Consider the following 23,036-nt stretch of genomic DNA (forward strand, 5'->3'; position numbering starts at 1 on the left):
GGCGGGTCTAAGCGCCGCTCAGGCCCGCAACCGCCGCCAGATCGATCTCGGTGATGTGCCAGCGTCCGAGGTTCGCAGTATAGAGCTTGTCGCCCTTGAACGCGATGTTGGTGGGATGCGCCAGCGTCGTCGCCGCCGGATCCTCGATTAGCACTTCGAGACCGCTGTCCTTTCGCCAGCGATAGATGCGGCTCGGCTCGTAGCATGAGATGAGCAGCGAGCCGTCGGGGGCGAAGGCGAGCCCGTCCGGCACATTGCGCACGTCTTCGACGATGATCTGCCGGGGTCCTGCCGTACCATCGGTGAGGATCGRCACATAGCTGATGCAGGGCGCATCGCTCTCAACCACATAGAGCCCGTTGGCGTCCGGCGCCATGGCCATGCCGTTGGCGAAGGACATCGCTTCCCGACACCACAGGCCGCCCTCACCCGTCCGAAGATCGTAGCGGAAGATGCCCGAACGTTTGTCCTCGCCCACACTGTCAGACACGTAGAGCCAGCCTCGCGCCTCGTCGATGACCGGATAGTTCGGCACGCGGATGCCGGACGAAGCGAAGCGCTCCATGTGGCCCGTCGCGGCATCCCAGCGGAAGATCGCGGCATGCCGGAGATCRCAGGCAAAGCAGTTGCCAGCACTGTCGAAGGCAATGCCGAGCAAAAAGCCGTCCGTGCCGCCCATGCGCTCAACCGAACCGCCATCTGCCGCCAGCCGCAGGAGATCRCCGGTTTCGGTGCCGCACCAGATCGATCCGTCGCGGTGGACTGYCACGCCCTCCGGATGCGCGACGCGCGGATTGGTGAAGATGCCGTCGAAGAAGACCCGGGCGGCGGACATGTCGAGCAATGGTTTTGCCATGGAACGCTCCTCAGCTTGCGGCAGTCAACCTTTGCGCGGCGATGCAGCGCTCGACCATGGCGCGGTCGGCCGCGAGTATCTCGGCGATGAGCGCGCCGCGCTCCTTGGCGCTGACGAATTCCAGACGACGCAGGCCAAGCGGGTCGATGCGGTTCCGCAGCACCCACAGCGTCTCCTCGGAAGGCGTCGGCACCTCGCGGCATTCGGCATCGAATGTCACTTCGAACCCTGTGGCTTCACGGATCTGCTGCCGGGTGACACCCGGCATGGTTTCGATGACGATCAACTCCCTGGATGTCTGGTCGAGCCGGAAGATGYAGAGATCGGTGAAGACCAGCGCCTTGCCGGTGCGGTAGCCCATCGGCTCGCGTTCGGCCGGCGTCAGCAGGCCGCGGGCGGAACTTGCGATCTCGACATCGCTAACCAGCGACTGGACCGAATGGCGGGGGACATAGAGCAGGTAGTCGCGATGCATGTTGGCTACGTCGGCCATGCCGCCCTGCCCCGGCAGCCGGATGAGGCCGCCGCTCGGCTTGCGCAACGCGATGGTGTTGACGCGGCCGTGCCGGTCGACCTGCGCGGCGCCGACGATCTCATGCGTCACCGCGCCCGCCTGGTAATAGGTCGAGTAGGTGTCGTCGCCGCCGGCATGCGCCACCGCCGTCTCGCAATCGAGGCTCTCGATCAGCGACAGCACCATCGGGCTCGGCGCGATGTCGAGGTGGCCGCAGCTCATCGTCGCGATGATCATGTCCGGCGCGTGCGTCGCCTTGGCCAGCCGGTAGGCGACATTGGCGAGCGGCGACACCGCCCCGGCGCTGGCGAAGCTCTCATTGTCGAGCTCGGCGGCGATCCGCGCGGCGATGATCTCGTCGACGGATGCTTCCCTTTCGCCCTGCACCGATGCGGGCATCGCGAGGACTGTTTCGGCGCTGACTTTGGCCGCCTTTTCAACCAGCTCCGGCAGGCCATCCACTGGCACGCGGAGCTTCTCCGACAARGCCGCGCCCTTGGTCGCGAACGCCTCCRACAACGCCTGATAATCGGTGACGTAGAACGGCAGGCACGAGGCCGGGTAGGCGCCGCCCGGGGCCAGCGCTATCGCCGAAACCTGGTTGCGGGTAAGCACGCTCTGGCGGCCATCCCGCCGCAGCGACCCGACCGGCACGACCTCTTCGACCGTGACCAGCACCTGGCGTGCCGCTCCGGCCATGGCGAAGTCCAGCGCCCGCGGTCCGATGATCTCGACATTGCCGCTTTCGTCGGCGCGCTGGGCGTGGACGATGAAGGTGTCGAGCCCGAGCGGCGGGACAAACCCGGTATCGGTCCCGGCAAGCGGATCGGGCCTGGCGACCGCGCACGGCACACGCGCCAGCATGTCGGACCCTTGAGGAAGCTGGAACGGCATCGAGGGCAGGTTCTGCTGGGCCGCCCGCAGCGCCTGGATCATGGCTAGTGCCGTCCAATCACGGACCGGGATCGCGCTGCTCTCGGCGGCCGTACGGAACTTCGGCGGCAGCCCGAAGRTATCCAGGCTGGAAAAGCAGAGGTCGATTTCCGCCACCGCGCCCGCCTCGAGCAGCAGTTCGAGCGGCAGGCCGCCGGCCCAGGAGACGTAGCGCAAATCTTTCACGCCGGACGCGGCGATAGCGCGCAGCAAGGCGATCGGCAACCGGGCGAAGTGATGGCCGCCGACGCCGAAAGCATCGCCATCGCCAACCATCGCCGCCAGCCCCTCGATATCGGTTAAGCGCGGCCGGTTCGGCTTGACCAGGGAAACTGACCTGAAATCTGTCACAGCGCCGATGCCTCGATGCGGTAGCGGGTCACGAACGGTTTCTCGGGCGAGAAGTCCAGCGCCGTCGCTATGCCGGATTGCGCGATCGGATTGTCGGCCAGCGCGGTCGCCGGACCGAGCCCGAAGGGCGAACAGATCGGCTCGACGCCGATCGCCACATGACGCCCGTTCCAGGGCGCCGCCTTGCGGCCGCGGTTGGAGTACCAGAGCAGAAGGCTCGGGAGGTGCTCCTTCTGCCAGGAAAGCTGCACCCGGTAGCCGTCCTCATGGTTGACGAGCGCCGCGATACCGTCGACGCCTTCGATCTGCAGCAACTCCTCCGTGGCGGCCGCCAGAGGCAAGCGGGAGGCGTCGATCGTATTCCCAGCGCGCACCGGCACGGCGGCCAGTTCGAAGAACGATTTGTTCCTGGCAAACAGCTCCGCGCCTGGTTCGACATCGTGCGGATAGGTGCGGCCTTCGTCGAAGCCATCAAGCTCGAGTGTGGCGGCGCCCGTCTCGAACGGTAGCCGGAACACCGGATGCAGGCCGATCGGCAGGCGGCAAGCGCGRCGGACGAATATCCTGAATTCGATGTCGACGGCCGGCGCCGACGGATCGGGCCTTATCGTCCGCTCCACACGCTCGACCGGRCTTGTCTCAGGATAGGCAAGCGCCAGCGAAAGCGACCCACGGGGGCTGTCGCGCCAGGTCCAGTCATGGTTGGAGCTGTGGCCATGAACTTCTTCGTCAGGACCCGGCGGTCCCATGACGCGCGCCCAGGTCGCGGGCCACCCGTCGGCAGACACCGAATAGCCGAAGGGCACGCACGGCCATTCGCCGCGCAGCTTGCGCAGTATACCTGGCAGCGTTTCYGACTCCGGCTCGTTTGCCCAGGGTGCGATATGCATCGGCGAGACTTGCCGGCCATCGGCCAGCACGAATGTGACCGGCGCCAGCATCGCGCCGAGCCGCTGCACGGTCAGCGCGCCATGCGCCCAGYCGAGGCCGCGATAATCGTCGCCGCTCATGAGCCGGCCTTCTTCACGGCGCTCCTCTCGGCGAACTCCTTGACGCGCCGCTGGCCGGTCTCGCTGCGGTAGAGGCCGCCCAATATGTTGCGCTCCATCGCAAGGCCCTCACCCAGATCGCCCGACACGGCATGCGCCGTCAGGGCTTTCAGGCCTTCGATCGCGGCGACGGGTTCGGCGGCGATCATCCCTGCCAGTTCCAGCGCGCGCGGCATCAGCTTTTCGACTTCGACGATCTCGTTGACCAGGCCGGCGCCGACGAATTCCGAGGCAGGCACGATGGCGCCGGTCATCAGCAGCAGATTGGCGCGGTTGCGGCCGAGCTTGGCGACGCTGCGCTGCGTACCGCCGCCGCCGGGAATCAGCCCGAGCTTGATCTCCGGCAGGCCGAGTTTCGCATACTGGTTGGCGATGACGATGTCGCAGCACAGCACCAGCTCCATGCCGCCGCCCAGCGCGAAGCCGTTGACCGCCGCGATCACAGGCTTTCGGTTGTCCTCGATCGCCGCGTACATGCGCGTGCCGGCAGCCTGGAACGTGTCGAACTCGGCCGCGGTCTGCGCRGCATATTCCTTGATGTCGGCGCCGGCCATGAAGCCGCGCCCCTCGCCGGTCACCACGATCGCGCCGACGCCCGCATCGGCGGACAGCGCCTCGAACGCCTCCGTGATCTCGCCTTGCATCAGCCGGTTCATGGCGTTGAGCTGGTCGGCGCGGCGGAAAGTCACGACCGCGACGCGATCGTGGGTTTCGACCGTAAGCGTCTGGTAGGTGCCCATCGTCAGGCCGCGTCCACGGTCATGTCGCCGGACGCCTCGAGCGCCGCGATCTCTTCCTTCGAAAGGCCGAACTCGGCCAGGATCTCGCGGCCATGCTGGCCGACCAGCGGCGCCGGCCGCTCGATGGTCGCGGGCGTCTCGCTCATCTTGACCGCGGGCGCCACCACCCGCACCTTGCCRCCGCGCGGATGCTCGTAGCTGGTGATCATGCCCATATGCGTGACCTGAGGGTCTTCCGCCGCGCGACGGATGTCCTTCACCTCGGCGCACCAGATGTCGGCCTTGAGAAGCCGCGCCAGCAAATCCTGCGTGGCGAATTTCTTCGTCTCGGCGTTGACCTTCTCGAACACCTCGTCGCGCTTGTCGAACAAGGTCTTGAGGTCGTCATAGACGGCGAGCTGCGGCGCTTCCAGAACATCGTAGAGCGTCTTGAACGGGCTCATGGCGATCGACACGTAGCCGCCATCCTTCGTCTCGTAGATGCCGAACGGCGCCTGCATGCCGGGGTGGCCGATGCCGGAATTYGGCCGCACGAAATCCTCGCCGAGATTGAGCACCGCGACATATWCCTGGTTGAGATGCRCCAAGAGGCCGGYCAGCAGGTTGACCTCGATCTTCTGCCCCTTGCCGGTCTTTTCGCGATAGTAGAGCGCCGAGAGGATGCCGTAGACCATGTTCATGGCGCCGATCTGGTCGGCGAGCCCCGCGCCGGCGGGAACCGGAGCCTGATCGCCGCGACCGGTGTTGGCGATGAGCCCCGCCAATCCCTGGATCAGCATGTCCTGTCCTGGGCGCTCGACATAAGGGCCTTCCTCGCCGTAGCCCGAACCCGAGCAGTAGATGATGCGCGGATTGACGGCCTTGAAGTCCTCGTAGCCGTAACCGAGCTTGGCGAGCACGCCGGGACGGAAATTCTGCACCACGACGTCGGCGCTTTTCGCCATCTCCATGATGATGGCATGCACCTTGCGGCTCTTCAGGTTGAGCGCGATCGAGCGCTTGTTGCGGTTCCAGGCGAGGAAGTTCGGGCTCTCGGAGCCGCCCACCCATTTGGCGAAGAAGGTCATGCCGCGGAACATGTCGCCGGCGCCGGCGCGCTCGATCTTGATGACGTCGGCGCCCATGTCGCCGAGCAACTGCGTGGCGAACGGCCCCTGCAGCAGATGGCTGAAGTCGAGGATGCGGACGCCTTCGAGGGCCTTGTTCATGTCATGTCTCGTTTCGTGTTCAAAGCAGTTCGGGAACGTAGCGGGGTGCTGCCGTCAGCCCGCCATCGACGCGCAGGTCCGTGCCGGTGGTGAAGCCGGCCGCATCGGAAGCCAGATAGACGGCGGCCTCGGCCACTTCGGAGGGCTCGCCGATGCGGCCGAGCGGATGCATCTTGACCCAGGCCTTGGCGAGGCTGCCGCCGATCTCCTTGATCAGCCTGTCGTTCATCGGCGTGTTGATGGTGCCCGGCGAGATCGAGTTGACGCGGATGTTCATCGGGCCGAACTCGACCGCCATCTGGCGCGTCATCGCCATCACCGCGCCCTTGGCGCCGGCATAGGCGGTCCAGCCGTCGAGGCCGATATGGCCCTGCGCCGAGGCCATGTTGATGATCGAGYCTGACTTCTGCGCGATCATGTGCGGTAGCGCGTATTTGCAGCCGCGAAACACGCTGGTGAGGTTGACGGCGATCAGCCTGTGYCATTGCTCGTCGGTCATCTCGTGCACCGGCATGCCGCCGATGGCGATGGCGGCGTTGTTGACCAGGATATCGAGATGTCCGGTCTTCTTCACCGCGCTCTCGATCAGGCCGGCGATATCGGCCTCCTGCGAAACGTCGCAATGGACATAGTCGGCGCGGCGGCCGGCCGCGCGAAGTGCTGCGGCGAACGTCTCGCCGGCCTCATCGGCGATATCRCCGAGAAAGACATGCGCCCCTTCGCGYGCCATCGCCTCGGCGATCGCGTGGCCGATGCYGTCGGCGGCGCCGGTGATGACGGCGGTTTTTCCTTCAAGACGAGCCATGTCAGCCTCCATTCGCGCGCCTGCGCTTCGCTTCGTCGAAGGCGACCGCGGCGATGATGATCATGCCGGTGATGACCAGTTGCCATTCGGTTGGCAGGCCGAGCCCGCGCAGGCCGTTGGACAGGAACTGCAGGATCAGCACGCCGAGCGCCATGCCGGTCAGGCTGCCGATGCCGCCGGCAAGGCTGACGCCGCCGAGCACGGTCGCGGCAACGACCTGGAATTCGAAATTGAGYCCCGCCGTATGCTGCGCCGAGCCGACGCGCGCCGCCAGCATGATGCCGGCGACCGTCGCCAGCAGCGCGCTGATGATGAAGCAGATGAACTTCACGCGCCGCACGTCGTAGCCGGCCAGCCGCGCCACTTCCTGGTTGCCGCCGACGGCATAGATCTGCCGCCCGAACGGCCGGTGCTGCATCATGTAGCCGAAGGCGGCAAGCAGCACGATGGCGATCACCGCCGAATAGGGGATGATGTTGAACAGGCGCCCGTCGGAGAGCGCGATGAAGCTGTCTAGGCTGGCGTCGTCGGGGATCGCGCGCTGGCCGGTGTAGAGATAGACGCCGCCGCGCATGATGAACATGGTGCCGAGCGTCACGATCAGCGAGTTGATGCCGGCATAGGCGACGAGATAGCCGTTCACCACCCCGATAATCAGGCCGAACAGCAGCGCGCCGCTGACGCCGAGCAGCAGCGAATTGGTGTCGTTCATGATGATGATCAGCGGCAGCGCGATGGTCGCCAGCAGCGAGCCGATCGAGATGTCGACCTCGCCGGAAATGAAGACGATGGCGCAGCCGATGCCGGCGGTGAGCGCCAGCGAGGCCTGCCCGAGCACGTTGGTCATGTTGCGCACGGAGAAGAAATTCTCGACGGTGACGGAAAAGAACGCCAGCACCAGGATCAAGCAGACGAGCAGCGCGAGCTCCTGCCGGGCAAAGAGCCGCGCCAGCAGGGATGGCGGGGCTTTTGCGGGCGCCGTGCTTGCAAGGCTCATCGCTTGCCTCCTTCGAAGGGATGGCGCGGATCGCAAGGAATGCCGAGACGATGTGTCATGGTTCTATCCGATCGCCGCATTGAGGATCTTCTCCTGCGTGGCTTCCTCGCGCGGCATTATCGCGGTCAGACGGCCTTCGCACATCACCGCGATCCGGTCGGCAAGGCCGAGCAGCTCCGGCATCTCCGACGTCATCATGACGACCGCCAGGCCCTCGCCGGCCAGCCGGTCGATCAGCGCGAAGATCTCCGACTTGGCGCCGACATCGATGCCGCGCGTCGGCTCGTCGACGACGATGACCTTCAGGCCGCGCATCAGCCAGCGCGAGATCAGCACCTTCTGCTGGTTGCCGCCCGACAGGTTCTTGATCTGCTGGAACAGGCTGGGCGTCTTGATGCGGAAGCGGTCGACATAGTCCTGCACCGCCTGATGCTCTTTCGCCTTGTCGACGAAGCCCAACCGCGCGAACCCGCCGAGCGACGCGAGGCTGGCGTTCTGGTAGACGGGCAGCTCGCCCATCAGGCCTTCGCTCTTGCGGTCCTCGGTGAGCAGGCCAATGYCGAGCCGCACACCGGTGCGCGTGTCATGCGGTGCCAGCCGCTGACCGTCGACTGTGACGGTGCCCGAAGCGATCRGATCGTAGCCAACGATCGCCTTAGCGAGCTCGGTCCGGYCGGCGCCCATCAAGCCGAAGAAGCCGAGCACCTCGCCGGCGCGCGCCTCGAAGGACACGTCGATCAGTTTCTTCGCCGTGCTGAGCTTCTCAACCGACAGCGCCACCTTGCTGCCTGCCGCGCCGCGCTGGCGGGGAAAGAGGTTGTCGATCCGACGGCCGATCATGTCCTGGATCAGCGTATCATTGGTGTGCTCGCCGATCGGTTTGGTCGAGATGTGGCGTCCATCGCGCAGCACTGTCACCGTGTCGGCGATCTCGAACACCTCGTCGAGCTTGTGGCTGACATAGACCACGGCGATGCCGAGCGCCGCCAAGCGGCGGATGACGGTGAACAGCAGCGAGACTTCATTCGGCGTCAGCGAGGATGTCGGTTCGTCCATCACCACCACGCGCGCCTCGTGGGCGAGCGCGCGCGCGATCTCGACCATCTGCTGCTGGCTGACCGGCAGCGATCCCGTCCGCGCCGCCGGATCGACGTTGAAGCCGATGCGGTTGAACAGCGCCGCCGAGTCGGCGCGGATCTTCTTCCAGTCGATCGAGCCGGTCCTGCCGGTCGGATAGCCTTCGAGGAAGATGTTTTCCGCAACGGTGAATTCGGAGATCAACGCGATCTCCTGGAACACGACCTTGATGCCTTCCTTCAGGCTGTCGCGCGGCGACTTGATGTCGACCTCGCGTCCGCGCATGCGGATGGTGCCGGCGTCCTTGCCGTAGACGCCGGCCATGATCTTGATCAGCGTCGACTTGCCGGCGCCGTTCTCGCCCATGAGGGCGTGGATCTTGCCGGGCTCCAGGGTGAAGTCGACATTGTCCAGCGCCACCACGCCCGGAAAGCGCTTGCCGATGCCGCGCATTTCCAGCGCCGACACATTCGTGTCGATGGCCGCGCCTTCGCCGGGATGAAGGAAATCAACGGACATTGGCTTTGTTCCGGATGATGTCGAGATAGGTCGCCAGGATGATGACGATGCCCGGCACCACCATCTGCAGGTCCTGGTTCCAGCCGAGGATGATGATGCCGTTGTCGATCACCTTGAGCACCAGCACGCCGAGCAGCGTGCCGAACAGCGAGCCGCGGCCGCCGAGCAGGCTGGTGCCGCCGAGGATGACGGCGGCGATCACCGTCAGCTCGAAGCCGCGCCCGGCGGTCGGCTGGCCGGCATTCATCAATGACGACAGGATCATGCCGGCGACGCCCACGCACAGGCCGGTGACGATGAAGGCAAGCAGCTTCAACCGTTCCGAACGCAGGCCGGACAGGCGCACCGCTTTTTCATTGGCGCCGACCGCGTAGAGATAGCGGCCGAGCGTGGTGAAGCGCAGCGTCACATAGGCGACGATGAAGATCAGCGCCGCGATAATGACGGGGACGGGCACGGCGCCGACATAGCCGGCGCCGAGATCGGTGAAGCTTGCCAGCTGATTGTGGTTCTGYACCGCTTCGCGCGTGAACAGATAGACGCCGCCCTGCAGCATCATCATGGTGCCGATGGTGGCGATCAGCGAGTTCACCCTGAGCCTGGTGAYGACGAGCCCGTTGAACAGGCCAACGCCGCCGGCAAAGGCAAGTGCGGCCAGYATGCCGAGCGCAAGGCTGTGGGTGGAATTGAGCACCGCCATGCCGATGCAGCCGACAAAGGCGAGCGAAGCGCCGACCGACAGGTCGACCTCCGCGGTGATGATGAGCATGGTCATGCCCGAGGCGACGATCAGCACCAGCGCGCATTGGCGCAGGATGGCGATGATGTTGGCCTCCGAATAGAACTGAGGCGCCGCGATCGAGATGGCGATGCAAAGCACCGCCAGGATGGCGCCCAGCACCAGTTGGCTGCTGCCGAGAAGCTGGCCGCCGATGAAACGCTTCTGCGCGGAAGCGTGTGTAAGCTCGCTCATGTCAGTCCGTTTCCGTCGCTAGAGCATGATGCCGAAAAGTGTGAAGCGGTTTTCGGACGACATCATGCTCTATCTCTTGGACTTAGGGACGGATTCAGATTTCAGGTCGAAMAGACCTGAAATCATCCGGCTCTAAGGTCAGGCGCCGGCTCCGTGTCCTTGCCGGCCACCGGCGCCTGGCAGGTAGCCCTTCCCGCATCGCGGGAAGGGCCGTGTCGATCGACCTATTTCTTCAGGTCGGCCGAGGTCTTCATGCACTTTGYCGGCGGCTGCAGCGCATTGACGGCGTCCCATTTGATGGTGCGGGTCTTGCCGTCATAATCATAGTATTTCTTCCAGTCGTCGCCAGTCATCGGCGCGGTCGGGCTGACGATGTGCTCCGGCACCTGCTCGTTGTTGAACAGCTTGACCGCCGCGTCGATGGTGGTGAAGCCTTCCTTTTCCGGGAACATGGCGGCCTCGATGCGGTAGGACGGCTCGTTCTGCATGGCGTTGATGAAGGCGAGCCCTTCGCCGCCGGTGCCGACCGTCAGCAGGCCGTCCTGCGACTTGCCGGCGGCCTTCCAGGCCTGCAGACCGCCGAGCGAGGAGGAGTCGTTGATGCCGTAGATGATGTTGATGTCGGAATTCTTGGCGAGCGCCGCCGAGGAGACTTCCAGCGCGCGGTCCGGATTGCCGCCGCCGTCGAGGTCATGCACCATGACCGCGTCGGGAATGATGGTCTTCAGCCCATCCATGAAGCCGTGCGAGCGCAGCACCGTCGCCGACAGCAGCGGCAGGCCGACATTCATCACCTTGGCGACGCCGCCGAGCTTTTCCTTGGCATATTTTCCGGCCTCGACGCCGGAGAAGTAGCCGGTGTCGTAGTCGCAGATGGCGACCATCGTGGTCATGCCCTTGACCGGGTTGCCCTCGAGCACCACCGGGATGTTGGCGGCTTTGGCCTGACGCAGCAGCGGCACCACGCCTTCCTCATTCACCGGGGTGATGATGAGCACGTCGACGCCCTTGGCGATGAAGTCTTCGGCCGCGGCGACCTGCTTGGCTATGTCGAGATTGGCGTCCTGCACCTCGACGTCGATCCCGAGTTCCTTGCCGTGCGCCTTCATGCCCTTGATGACGTTCTGGTACCACTCATGCGTGGCGTAATTGGTGACGTAGCCGATGTGCTTGGGCATGTTCTCGGCGCGCGCCGCCGCCGCGCCTATGGCCAGCATGGCCGCGGATGCGAGCAGGATTGATTTGGACCAGTGCATTTTTCTCTCCCAGGTTTTTCGTTTGTCTCAGTCGCTGAACGGTTAATCCCGCCGTTCCGGGTCGGCACGTGAAGAGCTGTTGGCTTCGCCSCAGCCGAGCGCGGCCGATATCTTCTCGGCGGCGGTCCGGGTTCGTTCGAAGACGGTTTGACGGTCGAAGCGCGCCGCCTTCTGCGGCAGCAGCGGCACCGTGAGCGCGGCGATGACGGCGCCGACATGGTCGCGCACGGGCATGGAGATGTTGGTGCAGCCCTCGACGGCCAGCGACGCGCGCATCTCGTAGCCGAGCCTGGCCACCTYGTTCAGCCGCGCCTCGATTTCCTCGCGCGTCCCCTGCCCTTCGCCGGCAGCGACGATGCGCTCGACGATGCGGTCGCGCTCCGCCCGGTTCGAATGGGCGAGCAGCACCGCGCCGGAACTGGTTTCGAGGATCGGGAAATGCGATCCGAGCGCAACCGAGTAGCGCATCGGCAGCGGTGAATCGATCTGCAGCACCACCAGGGCGTTCTGTCCCTCGCGCACCACCAGGTGACAGCTCTGATCGGCATTGGCGGTCAATTCGCGCATCACCGGCAGCGCGCATTCGACCAGCCTGTTCACCGGCGGATGCATATGCGCCAGCTCGAACAGCCTCAGCGACAGCCGGAAGCGGTCCGATTGCGTGCGGAACAGGTAGCCGCGCTTCTCCAGCAAGARCAGGATGCGGTAGATCTCATGGATGGACCTGCCAAGGCCGGTCGCGATCTCGGTCTGCGTCATCGCATCGGCGCTTGCAGCCATGAACTCCAGGACGTCCAGCGCCTTCTCCACCGCCGGCACGCGATATCCGTTGCGGCCGCTTTCGCTTTCCTCGAGCGTTTCGGCAATACCGGCAGCCATCACGCGACGCTCCGTTCCGGTTGCCTGGTTTCKCGATAGAGGCGGTTGACGTGATCGGCGAGTTCAGCGGCCGAGATGTCGCCGGCAATCGCAGCGGCCGCGCGCGGCGCGCAGTCGCGGAAGAAGGCGATGAAACCCGGATGGGTCGGACGCAGATAGGAAGAGCCGATCGTGCGCAACGTCGAGGAGAAGAAATCGCCGGAAAGACGATTGACCTCGGCATCCTTCCACGCCGCCAGCGACCCGGGCTGTCCGCCCGACTTCACATAGTCGCCGCGCTGATAGTCGGGCGAGCATAGGAACAGCGCGTAATCGATCGCCGCCTGCTTGTGCTTCGACCGGGCGCTGACGCCGATGCCGGCGCCGCCGAGCAGCGCGCCGGCCGATCGCGCGGTCGGCACGTCGGCGAAGCGCAGATACGGCCTGTCGGTTTTCGCGGCGTAATTCACATAGCCGAAGGCGAACGGCACATAGACCACGTCGTCATGCGCGATCATATGATCGTAGCAGCGGATCGGATTCCATCCGGATGAGTTCGGGTGCGACAGCGCTGCCAATTCGCGCAATTGCCCGACGGCCTTCTCGACCATGTCCGTCGCGATGAACTGGTCGCCATCTTCCTGCGGATGTCCAAGCGTCAGAAGCAGGCACATCGCGTCCGTCGGCACAAAAGGCAGACCGAGCCACTTGCCGTCCTTGCGCGCGCGGCGGCCGAGCTCGACCACTTCTTCATGCGTACGCGGCGCCGGCCCGTAGCGCTCCAGAAGGTCCGGGCGATACGAGGCGACGTGGCAGGCGGCGTCGATCGGCAACGCCCATTGGCGTCCGTTCTTCGCGTAGGACCGCCAGGACGGACCGACGGAATCCTGTTCGAAGAAACGGACCTGCTCCGCCGACAGATAGGCGTCGAACGGCACCATCAGTCCATCCTGCGCGATGTCGCCGATGAAGGGATGGTCGAACACCACCAGGTCGTATTCGCCGAGCACCGGGCCCAGCGCGCCTTCGCCGAATTCATAGAGGCTGCGGCGGTCCCATTCGATTTCCAGGCCGGGATTGGCGGCGCAATAAGGCGCGACGCTGGCGTCCAGCGGACCCCAGCAACGTCGATGATCCCACGCAAGACCGCGCAGTCTTGTCATATCCGGCAATTCCTCCCTGGAACCGGGCCACGCGCCCGGTCCGCAAACCACTAGCAGGTATTTTTACCTGAGCAAATAGTTTTTACATACGCAAACCGCCTCAGACCAGCCCGAACCGCTCGACGGCCCGCATGATGCCGCGCAGTTCGGCGAGGCCCTTGAGCCGGCCGATCAGCGAGTAGCCGGGATTGATCCTGGTCTTGCCGATGTCGTCGGCGAGCAGATGCCCGTGGTCGGGCCGCATCGGAATGCGCCAGTCGGCGCGGCCTTCCTTGCGGCGACGCGCCTCTTCCTGCATCAGCGCGAGGATGACATGCGCCATATCGGTACCGCCCTCGAGATGCTCGGCTTCGTGGAAGGAGCCGTCATCCTCCATGGTGACGTTGCGCAGGTGCACGAAGTGGATCCGCTCCGCGAATTCCTTGACCATGGCGACGATGTCGTTGTCGGCGCGCGTGCCGTAGGAGCCAGTGCAGAACGTCAGCCCATTGGCCGGGCTGTCGACGGCATCGAGGATGAAGCGCGCATCCTCGGCGGTCGAGACGATGCGCGGCAGGCCGTAGAGCGAGAATGGCGGATCGTCGGGATGGATGCACATGCGCACCCCTTCCTGCTCGGCCACCGGAATGATCTCGCGCAGGAACCAGGCGAGGTTGTCGCGCAATTCCTTCGGACCGATTGCGTCATAGTCGGCAAGGGCCTCGCGAAAGCTGTCGCGGTTGTAGGCGCGCTCGGTGGYGGGYAGGCCGGCGATGAGATTGCGCTCGATCCTGTCGATCTTCTCGTCGCTGAGTTCCTTCAGCCGCGCTTCCGCTTCTGCGATGCGGGCGGGCGTGTAGCTGTCCTCGGCATTCCGGCGCTTCAGCACGAACAGATCGTAAGCGGCGAAATCGATGGCGTCGAAGCGAAGCGCATAGCCCGTCGTCGGCAGGCGGTACGCCAGGTCCGTGCGGGTCCAATCGACCACCGGCATGAAATTGTAGCAGATCGTCGCGATGCCGGCCTTGGCCAGCGCGCGGATCGTGTCCTTGTAGAAGCCGACATAGCGGAGCCGCTCCGGCGAACCGATCTTGATCGAGTTGTGGACCGGAATGCTCTCGACGACCGACCAGGTCAGCCCCGCCGCCTCGATGATGCGCTTGCGCTCCAGGATGTTCTCCAGCGGCCAGACGCGCCCGTCATAGATGTCGTGCAGGGCCGAGACCACGCCGGTCGCGCCCGCCTGCTTGACATGATCGAGGGTGACCGGATCGTCCGGACCGTACCAGCGCCAGGTTTGTTCCATTTGCCGCATTCCTCTGTGAGAGAGTCGGCAACTTATTGTTGGACCACAACGGGAGTCAAATTAAAATTTGACGCTCGTGAGTGGCTACTCGCTTCGGCCAGGCCCGGAAAATTCACCGAGATCAAGCCCAAAMCCGATTGTTTTCCTCAAATCATACGATATGTTGGTCCAACAATTAGGAGGATCGATGCCGGAAAATCCCCAGGCTGCACGCGACAATGTCGCCGCCCGCCGCGCCGGCGGCTCCTCCGCGGTCGACACCGCGGCCGGGCGCATCCTCGACCTCATCCGCGCGCGGCAGCTGAATGTCGGCGACGTGCTGCCGACGGAGCGCGAGCTCAGCGAGATCACCGGCGCCAGCCGCAACACGGTGCGCGAGGCGCTGCGTACCATCCGCACCTACGGGCTGATCGAGCCCAAGCCGCGCGTCGGCGCCGTGCTCGCCGAYGGGCAGAGCATCGCGATCCAGAATTTCTTCGCCGCGCACATGGATGTCTCGCGCTCCTCTTTCGCCGACATCCAGGGTTTCAGGCGCATCATCGAGGTCGGCATCGGCGACCACATCATGCTCAACGCCACGAACGAACAGATCGCGGCGCTCGACGAGGTCAACGCCAGGATCGTCGACAGCCGCTCGATCGAGGAAGCCGCTCAGAACGATTTCAATTTCCACAGGGCGCTGATCGGCCTGGCGGGCAACCGCACGCTCATCGACATGTATTCCTTCCTGTCGCCCGTGATCCTGCGGATCATGACCATCGGCAAGGAAATGCGGCCGGTGCTTGCCGACACTCGCGCCGCGCATGGCGAGATCATCGCCGCGCTGCGTGCACGCGACCGACTGGCCTATGCCTATCTCGTGAGCCGCCATCTCGATTTCGCCTTGCGCTTCCTGCCGGAAGAGCCGGTGTCCGACAGTGACTGAAGGAGTTCCCGCAATGAAGGATTTTGAAGGCAAGGTCGCGCTGGTGACCGGGACGACCGGGATCGGTCTGGCAACCGCCAGGCGCCTCGCCGCCGGCGGCGCTGCGATCGTCGCCTGCGGCATCGACCGCTCGGCCAATGAAGCGATGAGAGCGGAGCTGGGAAGCTTAGGGGCCGGCGCTCTGGTCGTGGACACAGACGTCTCCGTGCCGGACCAGGTTCGCGACGCCGTCGCGGCTGGCGTGGCGCGCTTCGGCGGCCTCGACGTGATCGTCAATTCGGCCGCGGTCCATCCGTATGGAACCGCGACGACGACCGACTGGGAAATCTGGAACAAGGCGATGACGGTCAATGTCGGTTCGATCTATCTGACCGCTCATTTCGGCATTCCGGAAATGATCAAGCGCGGCGGCGGCGCGATCGTCAACGTCGCCTCGGTGCAGGGCTTCGCCTGCCAGCAGAACGTCGCCGCCTATGCCACCACCAAGGGCGCGATCCACACGCTGACGCGTTCGCTGGCGCTCGACTACGCGGCGGCCGGCATCCGGGTCAATTCGGTCAGCCCGGGCTCGATCCGCACGCCGATCCTGGAGAAAGCCGCGCGCGGCGACAACGGCAGCGATGCCGATGTCGAGGAAGCCTACAGGCGCTTCGGCGCGGCCCATCCGCTCGGCCGCATCGGCGAGCCGGAGGAAGTGGCCGAGCTCATCGCCTTTCTATGCTCGTCCAAGGCCGGCTTCTGCACCGGCGCCGACTATAAGATCGATGGCGGCCTGACCRCCGGCATCGGCGTGAAGTGAAACCATGAAGATCGGTCTTGGCCTCTACCGGGAATCGCTGACGCCCGAGAATTTCCGCTTCGCCCGTCAGGCGGGCGCAACGCATATCGTCGCCCACCTCACCAATTACTTTCGCGGCCGCGATCCTTCCCTGTCGGCCGGCAGCGAGACGGAAGGCTGGGGCGATTGCTCCACCGACGAGCTATGGAACTATGAGGACTTCGCCGGCCTGGTGAAGACCGTGCGCGACAACGGGCTGGAAATCGCCGCGATCGAGAATTTCTCGCCGCGCTTCTGGTCCGATATTCTGCTCGACGGCCCCGATCGGGCGAAGCAGATCGAAGGGCTGAAGCGGCTTATCCGGGATGCCGGGCGCGCCGGCATCCCGTGCATCGGCTACAACTTCTCCATCGCCGGCGTCTGGGGCTGGTCGCGCGGGCCCTTCGCGCGCGGTGACGCGATGTCGGTGGGGCTCGACCTTGCGGCCATCGATCCCGATCTGCCCCTCCCCGACGGCGTGGTCTGGAACATGCGCTACCGCGCGGGCCGACCGGGCGCCGCTCCGGTGACGGTGAGCAGCGACGAGCTCTGGCAACGGCTCGGAGCCTTCCTCCGCGACATCGTTCCGGTGGCTGAGGAAGCCGGCGTGATACTTGCTGCGCACCCCGACGATCCGCCGGCCGAAGCGCTGCGCGGCGCGGCACGGCTCGTCAACCGTCCGGAGAAATACGACCGGCTGATGGACATCGTCGAGTCGCCGTCCAACGGGCTGGAGCTCTGCCTCGGCTCGCTGCAGGAAATGCCGGGCACCGACGAGATCTACGGGCATGTCCGGCGCTTCGCCCGGCGCGGGCGCATCGGCTACATCCATTTCCGCAACGTGCGCGGCAAGGTGYCGAACTACCACGAAACCTTCGTCGACGACGGCGACATCGACATGGCTGAAATCGTCCGCATCCTGCGCGATGAAAACTATGACGGCGTCATCATCCCCGACCATACGCCGGAAATGTCCTGCGATGCGCCCTGGCATGCGGGAAAGGCCTTCGCGCTCGGCTATATGCGCGCGCTGGTGCAGAACGCCGCGGCGCTGGGACCTTCGCAGTCGATTCAATCCACCAGCATCCGGATGCAAGCCTGATGACCAGATCGACACGCCTCTATGCCGACGACGCCGAAATGTACCACCTGTTCGAGGAGGAGCTCTTCGTCGCTGTCGTCGGCGACGTGATGGACACGATCGGGCTACAGCATCAGTTCCTGCCGCCGGTATTCAAACCTGTCGACGAGAAGACGAGACTGCTCGGCCGGGCCATGCCCGTGCTCGAGACCGACATCTTTCCGTCCAACGAACCGACCCACAATCCGCTGATGAGCAAGCCCTTCGGGCTGATGTTCGAGGCGCTGGACGATCTGAAGCCGGGCGAAGTCTACGTCGCAAGCGGCGCCTCGCCCCGCTACGCGCTGTGGGGCGAGCTGATGTCGACGCGTGCGAAGATCCTCGGCGCGCATGGCGCGCTGGTCGACGGCTTCGCCCGCGATACAGATGGCATCAAAGCGCTGGGATTTCCCTGCTTCTGCACCGGCTTTTACGCGCAGGACCAAGGCGTGCGCGGCAAGGTCGTCGACTATCGCTGCGCGCTCGAGATCGGCGGCGTCCGCATAGAGCCCGGAACGCTTCTGTTCGGCGACAAGGAAGGCGTCCTTGTTATCCCAACTGAAGCCGAGGAAGAGGTGGTGCGCCTCGCCCTCGAAAAAGTCCGYGGCGAAAAGCGCGTCGCCAAGGCGATCCGTGACGGAATGAGCGCGGTCGAAGCCTACAAGACCTTCGGCATCATGTGACAGGGCGTGGCAGTCAGTGGTAACCGGATGGTCAGTCGGGCTTGCGCGACAGCACGAGATACATGGCTGCAAGCATCAGGATCAAGGCCAACCAGAACGAGGCGGCCGGCCGTTCGTCGAAGACGGCCAGGCTCCAGAGAATGCCGGCGGCCACGGCCAGATAGTTGAAGATCGAAAAGCGCGCCGGTCCCATCCGAGCGACCAGCTCGAAGAACAGGACGAAGAAGACGGCATTGATCGTCGTGGCGAGAGCGAGCGGCATCAGGGTCCTGCCCGTCCACTCGAAAGGCAACACCGCGCCGCCGAGCGCAAGCATGACGACGCCAGCAACCGCGGCCCCTCCCAGCAGCGTTCCGGCCGCCATCATCAAGGAGGGCGCACCTTCGGGGCGCAGCCATTTGGCGCAATTGTTGGCGGCTGCAAACATCACCGGGGCAATGAGCGCCACCAAAAACCAAACGAAGCCGTCCGGGCCGACAGCGCCCGCATCGGGCAGCACGAGGACAGCCACGCCGGCCACGCCGAGAAGCATACCGGCGAAAGTTCGCCTATCGAAGCGATCGATGCCCGCCAGCGCGCCAATGGCGAGGGTGAATAGCGGAGAAAGGCAGAGCACCAGGGTCAGCACCGAGGCGTCGACATGCGGAGCGGCCGAGACCAGGATACCGATCGGCAGGCCAACCACAAGGCCGCCTATGATGAGGTATGTGCGCACCTGCCCGGCGGTGACGGCGAACCGCCCGCCGGCAACTACCGCCGCCAGGGCCAATATCGCGCCTGCCGCAAGCGACTGGGCGAAAGCGAAACCCACAGGCGGCCATTGCGTTTCGGCGGCCAGCCGGTTGACCGGAAAGATACCGCCATAGATCGCTGCCGCCAGGAGCAGAAGGGCAGCGTCCGTCGATGGCAGGCGGCGGCTCGATACCGGTCGATCATCATGCATGGCAAACCGCCGGCAAGGCGCTCCCTCCGCCAATCAATGGTCTGGAATTCCAGGTTTCTGCCGATTTCGCGCCTGTTGGAATCAAACCGCCCTGAGGGCGGCTGTACGGGCTTCGTCGACTTTGAGCAGGCCAGGCTCGTCGGCAACGGTCAGAACCACCTTGTAGACCGTTTCGGCGTCCTCGCGGCTCAGCCAGCCGCGATTGACGGTCGCCGCGACACGCTTCGGATCGCGCTTCAGCGGATCGCCGTAACCGCCGCCACCGCAGGCGGTGAACTCGATGCGGGCGCCATCCTCGATCGTCTCTTCGCTGAAGGCGGGCAGCACGATCTTCTCGCCGGCCCTGAGCTTGATCGTCTCGCTCTCCTTGCCGTCGCCGCCRCCCAGCACGCCGCGCGGCGGGAAGCTGGTGCCGTCGGCCGCGTAGACGATCGTCATGTCGTGGTCGAGCGGATAGAAGACGCCGCCGGTCGCCGGTGCGCCCTCGAACTCTCCGAAACCTTGCGATCCAGGCAGCACGCCGCGCCGCTCGATGACGATCGGATACATCGACTCGTCGACCTCGACCGAGTCGAGCTGGATCAGGCCGGCATTGGCCGGGCCGCAATAGGTCAGCCAGCCGTCATAGCCATGACGGGCGCCGCCGCCGGCGTAGYCGACGAAGACCTGGTTGACATAGGACTTGCCGTGCTTGAACGGATCCTCGCCCGAGATGACGCCGACGCCGGCCGGCAGGTGCGAGCCGCTCTCCGCCTGGCCGTAAGGCGCGCCCATGCGCGAGAAGACGCAATTGCCGGCAATCATCAGCCGGTCGTTGACATTGGTCGTGGCGACCGAAGTGCCGACCGGATATTTCGGCTTGCCGATGGCGCTGCCTTCGCGCAGCAGCACCTTGATCTGCGACTTCGCGCCCTCATTGTGCGGGATGCTCTCGTCGAGATTGTTGAAGACGCCGATCCGGCAGGAGCCGGTGGCGGTGTTCTCGGACAGATTGAGGCCGCCCGGCACATTGTCGATGTTGTCGCGCACGTCGACGACGATCTCGCCCTTTTCCGGATCGACATTGATCGTCACCTTCACCGGTATGCCTTCGTCGGCGACGCCCGGCACCGGATCATGGCGCGTTTCGTAGCTGTAGCTGCCGGCCGGCAGTTTGGCGATCGCGGCCTTGGCGCAACGCGCGCCGTAATCGAACCAGTCCTCGACGAAGCCGAGGATGGTGTCGCGGCCGTAGCGCGCGAACAGCTCGCCGATACGCCTTTCGCCGGTGCGGCAGGCGCCGATCTGTGCGCGCACGTCACCCAGCCACATGTCCGGCACACGGTTGCGCATCGTGCCGATGCGCAGGATGTCCTTCTTCTCCTCGTAATTCTGCGCGACGCGCACGCAGGGGAAGTGCATGCCTTCCTCGAAGATGTTCTTGGCGAAAGGCAGATAGGTCGACGGCACCGGCGCGCCGGTGTCGGCGTGGTGCGACAGCGCCACGACCCAGAACAGCGGCTCGCCCTCGAAGAACACCGGCATCGCCATGATCAGGTCGGCGTGATGGGTGCCGCCGGTATAGGGGCAGTTGTTGAGGAAGATGTCGCCCTGCGTGATGTCGTCGAACAGGTCGGTCAGCGGCCGCGTCGCCATGTCCATCGACATGACGTGGATCGGCAGCGCGTCCTCGACCGAGACCAGCCGATGATCATAGGTCAGGATGGCGCAGGAGAAGTCGCGCGCGTTCTTGATCACCGCCGAGCGGCTGGCGCGCATGACGACCAGCGTCATCTCGCGAACGATCGCCTCGAAGCGGCTTTTCAGCACCGACATCAGGAAGGGGTCGACACGGCGTTCAGCGACGTCGAGCTCGAGCCTGTTGATGGAGTCCATGGGTCGTTCTCTCACGTGATTGTTGAACTAGGCGATGTTGACGACGAGATTGCCGTAACGGTCGATCTGCCCTTGATGCTGATCCTTGAGATAGGCCGTGAAGGTCTCCGCCTCGACCAGGCAGGGGCCGGCAAGCTGCGCGCCGGCGCGCAGCTGCGCAAGTTCGTAGACCGGGACCGTTTCGACACGACCGCTCTCCTGCTGATAGATGCCGCGCCTGGCCTTCAGGTCGATGGGGCCATTCTGATCGGGCAGCGTGTTCTTCTGCCAGATGTCCTGACCCGAGCGCTTGCCGATGGCGCRCAGCTTCCACGCCGTGAACTCGACGACGTCATTGTCGGCGCGGATCGAATAGATGCGCTCATGCATCTTGTGGAAGGCCTCGACCAGCGTCGGCAGGTCGCTCTCCGACACCGCGCCGTCCTTGGCCTCGAACGGCACTTCGATCTCGAAGGACTGGTATTCGTAGCGGCCGAGGAAGGAGAATTCGAACTGACGATTCTCCGCCGCGACGCCCGCTTCCGCGAGGAAGGTGTTGCCGGCCTGCTTCAGCCGCTTCAGCGCGTCGTTGACGCCGGYGACGTTGAAGTCCGCGTCGGAGGTGAGCAGCACCGCGCTCTCTTCCGAGCGGATGTCGGAGATCAGGCCGCCGAAGGCGCTGAGCCCGGCCATGAAACGCGGCACCATGTAGCGCTTCAGGCCGAGGATGTCGGCCATCTCGGCGATGTGGATGGCGGTGGCGCCGCCGCCGCAGACAAAGAAAGAATCGCGCGRGTTGATGCCCTCGCGCACGGTGATCTCCTCGATCGCCGCCACCATGTTGTGGTTGGAAGTGGTGTAGATCGCGTAGGCGGCTTCCTCGCGCGTCACACCGAGCCGCGCGGCGATCTTGTCGACCGCGGCTTCCGCCAGCTCCCGCTTCAACTGCATCTTGCCGCCGAGGAAGTAATCGGGGTCGACGATGCCGAGCACCACATTGGCATCGGTCACCGTCGGCTCGGTGCCGCCCTGCCCGTAGCATGCCGGGCCCGGCCGGGCGCCGGCGCTGCGCGGGCCGACCTGCAGCAGGCCGCCTTCGTCGACGAAGGCGATCGAGCCGCCGCCGGCGCCGACCGAGCGCACGTCGACCTTGGGGATGCCGAGCGAATCGTCGTGGATCATGCTGTCCGGCGTGACGATGATCTGATGGTCGCGCAGCGCCGACACGTCGAAGGTGGTGCCGCCCATGTCGCCGACGATGATGTCGGGCTTATCGGACAGCGCCAACGCCGCCATCRGCGCCAGCGTCGGACCGGACATGACGCTGTAGATCGGCTTCCGGATCATGTCGGCCAAAGGCATCATGCCGCCGACGCAATTGGCAAGCAGCAGCTCGCCCTCGAAACCCTCCTCGTCGAGCGCCGTCTTCAGCTTCTCGATATAGGTGCGCACGATCGGATTGATCGAGGCATCGATCGCGGCCGCGATGATGCGCTTGTATTCGCGCGGCATCGGGTTGATCTCGTGGCTGAGCGTCACCGGAATGCCTGGCAGCTCTTTCTCCAGGATCTCGCGCACGGCAAGCTCATGCGCCGGGTTCACCACCGACCACAGCAGACCGACTGCGATCGCCTCGACGCCGAGGCCTCGGAATTCGGCCGCCGCCTTGCGCACGTCGTCCAGCGACAGCGGCGCGAGCTCGCGGCCGCGCGCGTCGATGCGGCCCGCGACCGTCTTGGTCAGATGGCGCGGCACATAGGGATCGGGATAGTTCAGCCGCCACTGGAAGGCGCCTTTGCGCGGGCCTTCGCGCAGCACGAGGATATCCTGGTGGCCGGAGGTCAGGATAAGGCCGACCTTGACCGTCTTGCGTTCGACCAGCGCGTTGGTCGACACGGTGGAGCCGTGCACGACGAGGTCGATCTCTTTCATGAAGTCGGCGCCGCTCAGGCCATAGCCCTCGGCCGCGACATGCAGCACGTTGATGAAGCCTTTCTCGAATTCGCCTGGCGTCGTCGGCGATTTGAAGATCGCGATCTCGCCCTTGCTGTTCGAGACGAGGCAGTCGGTGAAGGTGCCGCCGATGTCGATGCAAACTTGATAGGCCATA

Annotated in this window: 20 protein-coding genes; 4 read left to right on the top strand and 16 right to left on the bottom strand. The window is 65.0% G+C overall.

Going from position 1 to position 23,036, the window contains the following annotated elements:
* Positions 1-7: 7 nt before the first annotated feature.
* The 13 genes from LCM4576_RS02615 to uxuA form a co-directional block, all read right to left on the bottom strand.
* Positions 8-856, bottom strand: coding sequence for an SMP-30/gluconolactonase/LRE family protein (locus LCM4576_RS02615; RefSeq protein WP_071030342.1), 849 nt, complete (start codon positions 854-856; stop codon positions 8-10).
* A gap of 10 nt (positions 857-866) precedes the next feature.
* On the bottom strand, positions 867-2,654 hold the full coding sequence (locus LCM4576_RS02620) for a CoA-transferase (protein ID WP_071030343.1): 1,788 nt from the start codon (positions 2,652-2,654) through the stop codon (positions 867-869).
* Entirely contained in the window at positions 2,651-3,664 is a 1,014-nt protein-coding gene (locus tag LCM4576_RS02625; RefSeq protein WP_071030345.1) for a hypothetical protein, read from the bottom strand. The genes LCM4576_RS02620 and LCM4576_RS02625 overlap by 4 nt, the downstream gene beginning before the upstream one ends.
* Positions 3,661-4,443: an enoyl-CoA hydratase/isomerase family protein gene (locus LCM4576_RS02630; protein ID WP_071030347.1), complete on the bottom strand. Its 783-nt coding sequence runs from the start codon at positions 4,441-4,443 to the stop codon at positions 3,661-3,663. The genes LCM4576_RS02625 and LCM4576_RS02630 overlap by 4 nt, the downstream gene beginning before the upstream one ends.
* A gap of 2 nt (positions 4,444-4,445) precedes the next feature.
* The gene (locus tag LCM4576_RS02635; RefSeq protein WP_071030349.1) at positions 4,446-5,651 is read right to left on the bottom strand and encodes a CaiB/BaiF CoA-transferase family protein; all 1,206 of its coding nucleotides are present in this window, start codon (positions 5,649-5,651) and stop codon (positions 4,446-4,448) included.
* Positions 5,652-5,670: 19 nt separating this feature from the next.
* Positions 5,671-6,456: an SDR family NAD(P)-dependent oxidoreductase gene (locus tag LCM4576_RS02640; RefSeq protein WP_071030562.1), complete on the bottom strand. Its 786-nt coding sequence runs from the start codon at positions 6,454-6,456 to the stop codon at positions 5,671-5,673.
* A gap of 1 nt (position 6,457) precedes the next feature.
* Complete coding sequence (locus LCM4576_RS02645; protein WP_071030351.1) at positions 6,458-7,453, bottom strand: ABC transporter permease; 996 nt, start codon at positions 7,451-7,453, stop codon at positions 6,458-6,460.
* Between the two features lie 63 nt (positions 7,454-7,516).
* The gene (locus LCM4576_RS02650) at positions 7,517-9,049 is read right to left on the bottom strand and encodes a sugar ABC transporter ATP-binding protein (protein ID WP_071030353.1); all 1,533 of its coding nucleotides are present in this window, start codon (positions 9,047-9,049) and stop codon (positions 7,517-7,519) included.
* Positions 9,039-10,022, bottom strand: a complete 984-nt coding sequence (locus LCM4576_RS02655) for an ABC transporter permease (RefSeq protein WP_071030355.1) — start codon at positions 10,020-10,022, stop codon at positions 9,039-9,041. Before LCM4576_RS02655 ends, LCM4576_RS02650 begins: the two co-directional genes overlap by 11 nt.
* A gap of 224 nt (positions 10,023-10,246) precedes the next feature.
* Positions 10,247-11,278, bottom strand: a complete 1,032-nt coding sequence (locus tag LCM4576_RS02660; RefSeq protein ID WP_071030357.1) for a sugar ABC transporter substrate-binding protein — start codon at positions 11,276-11,278, stop codon at positions 10,247-10,249.
* Positions 11,279-11,320: 42 nt separating this feature from the next.
* Complete coding sequence (locus LCM4576_RS02665) at positions 11,321-12,157, bottom strand: IclR family transcriptional regulator (protein ID WP_071030359.1); 837 nt, start codon at positions 12,155-12,157, stop codon at positions 11,321-11,323.
* Positions 12,157-13,299: an ABC transporter substrate-binding protein gene (locus LCM4576_RS02670; protein ID WP_071030362.1), complete on the bottom strand. Its 1,143-nt coding sequence runs from the start codon at positions 13,297-13,299 to the stop codon at positions 12,157-12,159. Before LCM4576_RS02670 ends, LCM4576_RS02665 begins: the two co-directional genes overlap by 1 nt.
* A 100-nt stretch (positions 13,300-13,399) precedes the next feature.
* Positions 13,400-14,584 (bottom strand): mannonate dehydratase, encoded by a 1,185-nt coding sequence (gene uxuA, locus LCM4576_RS02675; RefSeq protein WP_071030363.1) that lies wholly within the window; start codon positions 14,582-14,584, stop codon positions 13,400-13,402.
* 187 nt (positions 14,585-14,771) lie between these two features.
* Between uxuA and LCM4576_RS02680 the strand changes: the two genes are divergently transcribed.
* From LCM4576_RS02680 to LCM4576_RS02695, 4 genes are read left to right on the top strand one after another with little or no spacing between them, the layout of a single operon-like run.
* A complete protein-coding gene (locus tag LCM4576_RS02680; protein ID WP_071030365.1) occupies positions 14,772-15,509 on the top strand; it encodes a FadR/GntR family transcriptional regulator in 738 nt (245 codons plus the stop codon).
* Positions 15,510-15,522: 13 nt separating this feature from the next.
* Complete coding sequence (locus tag LCM4576_RS02685) at positions 15,523-16,308, top strand: SDR family NAD(P)-dependent oxidoreductase (RefSeq protein ID WP_071030367.1); 786 nt, start codon at positions 15,523-15,525, stop codon at positions 16,306-16,308.
* A gap of 4 nt (positions 16,309-16,312) precedes the next feature.
* Complete coding sequence (locus tag LCM4576_RS02690) at positions 16,313-17,428, top strand: mannonate dehydratase (protein ID WP_071030369.1); 1,116 nt, start codon at positions 16,313-16,315, stop codon at positions 17,426-17,428.
* Positions 17,428-18,129: an RraA family protein gene (locus tag LCM4576_RS02695; protein WP_071030371.1), complete on the top strand. Its 702-nt coding sequence runs from the start codon at positions 17,428-17,430 to the stop codon at positions 18,127-18,129. The genes LCM4576_RS02690 and LCM4576_RS02695 overlap by 1 nt, the downstream gene beginning before the upstream one ends.
* Before the next feature lie 31 nt (positions 18,130-18,160).
* Here the strand turns inward: LCM4576_RS02695 and LCM4576_RS02700 are convergent, their stop codons facing one another.
* The 3 genes from LCM4576_RS02700 to LCM4576_RS02710 all read right to left on the bottom strand — a co-directional run bounded on the left by LCM4576_RS02700 (position 18,161) and on the right by LCM4576_RS02710 (position 23,035).
* The gene (locus LCM4576_RS02700) at positions 18,161-19,072 is read right to left on the bottom strand and encodes a DMT family transporter (protein WP_071030372.1); all 912 of its coding nucleotides are present in this window, start codon (positions 19,070-19,072) and stop codon (positions 18,161-18,163) included.
* 81 nt (positions 19,073-19,153) lie between these two features.
* Positions 19,154-20,947: a hydantoinase B/oxoprolinase family protein gene (locus LCM4576_RS02705; protein ID WP_071030374.1), complete on the bottom strand. Its 1,794-nt coding sequence runs from the start codon at positions 20,945-20,947 to the stop codon at positions 19,154-19,156.
* A gap of 27 nt (positions 20,948-20,974) precedes the next feature.
* On the bottom strand, positions 20,975-23,035 hold the full coding sequence (locus tag LCM4576_RS02710) for a hydantoinase/oxoprolinase family protein (protein ID WP_071030376.1): 2,061 nt from the start codon (positions 23,033-23,035) through the stop codon (positions 20,975-20,977).
* Position 23,036: the final 1 nt, after the last annotated feature.

This window comes from Mesorhizobium sp. LCM 4576 (genome assembly GCF_001854815.1).
Taxonomy (GTDB): domain Bacteria; phylum Pseudomonadota; class Alphaproteobacteria; order Rhizobiales; family Rhizobiaceae; genus Mesorhizobium; species Mesorhizobium plurifarium.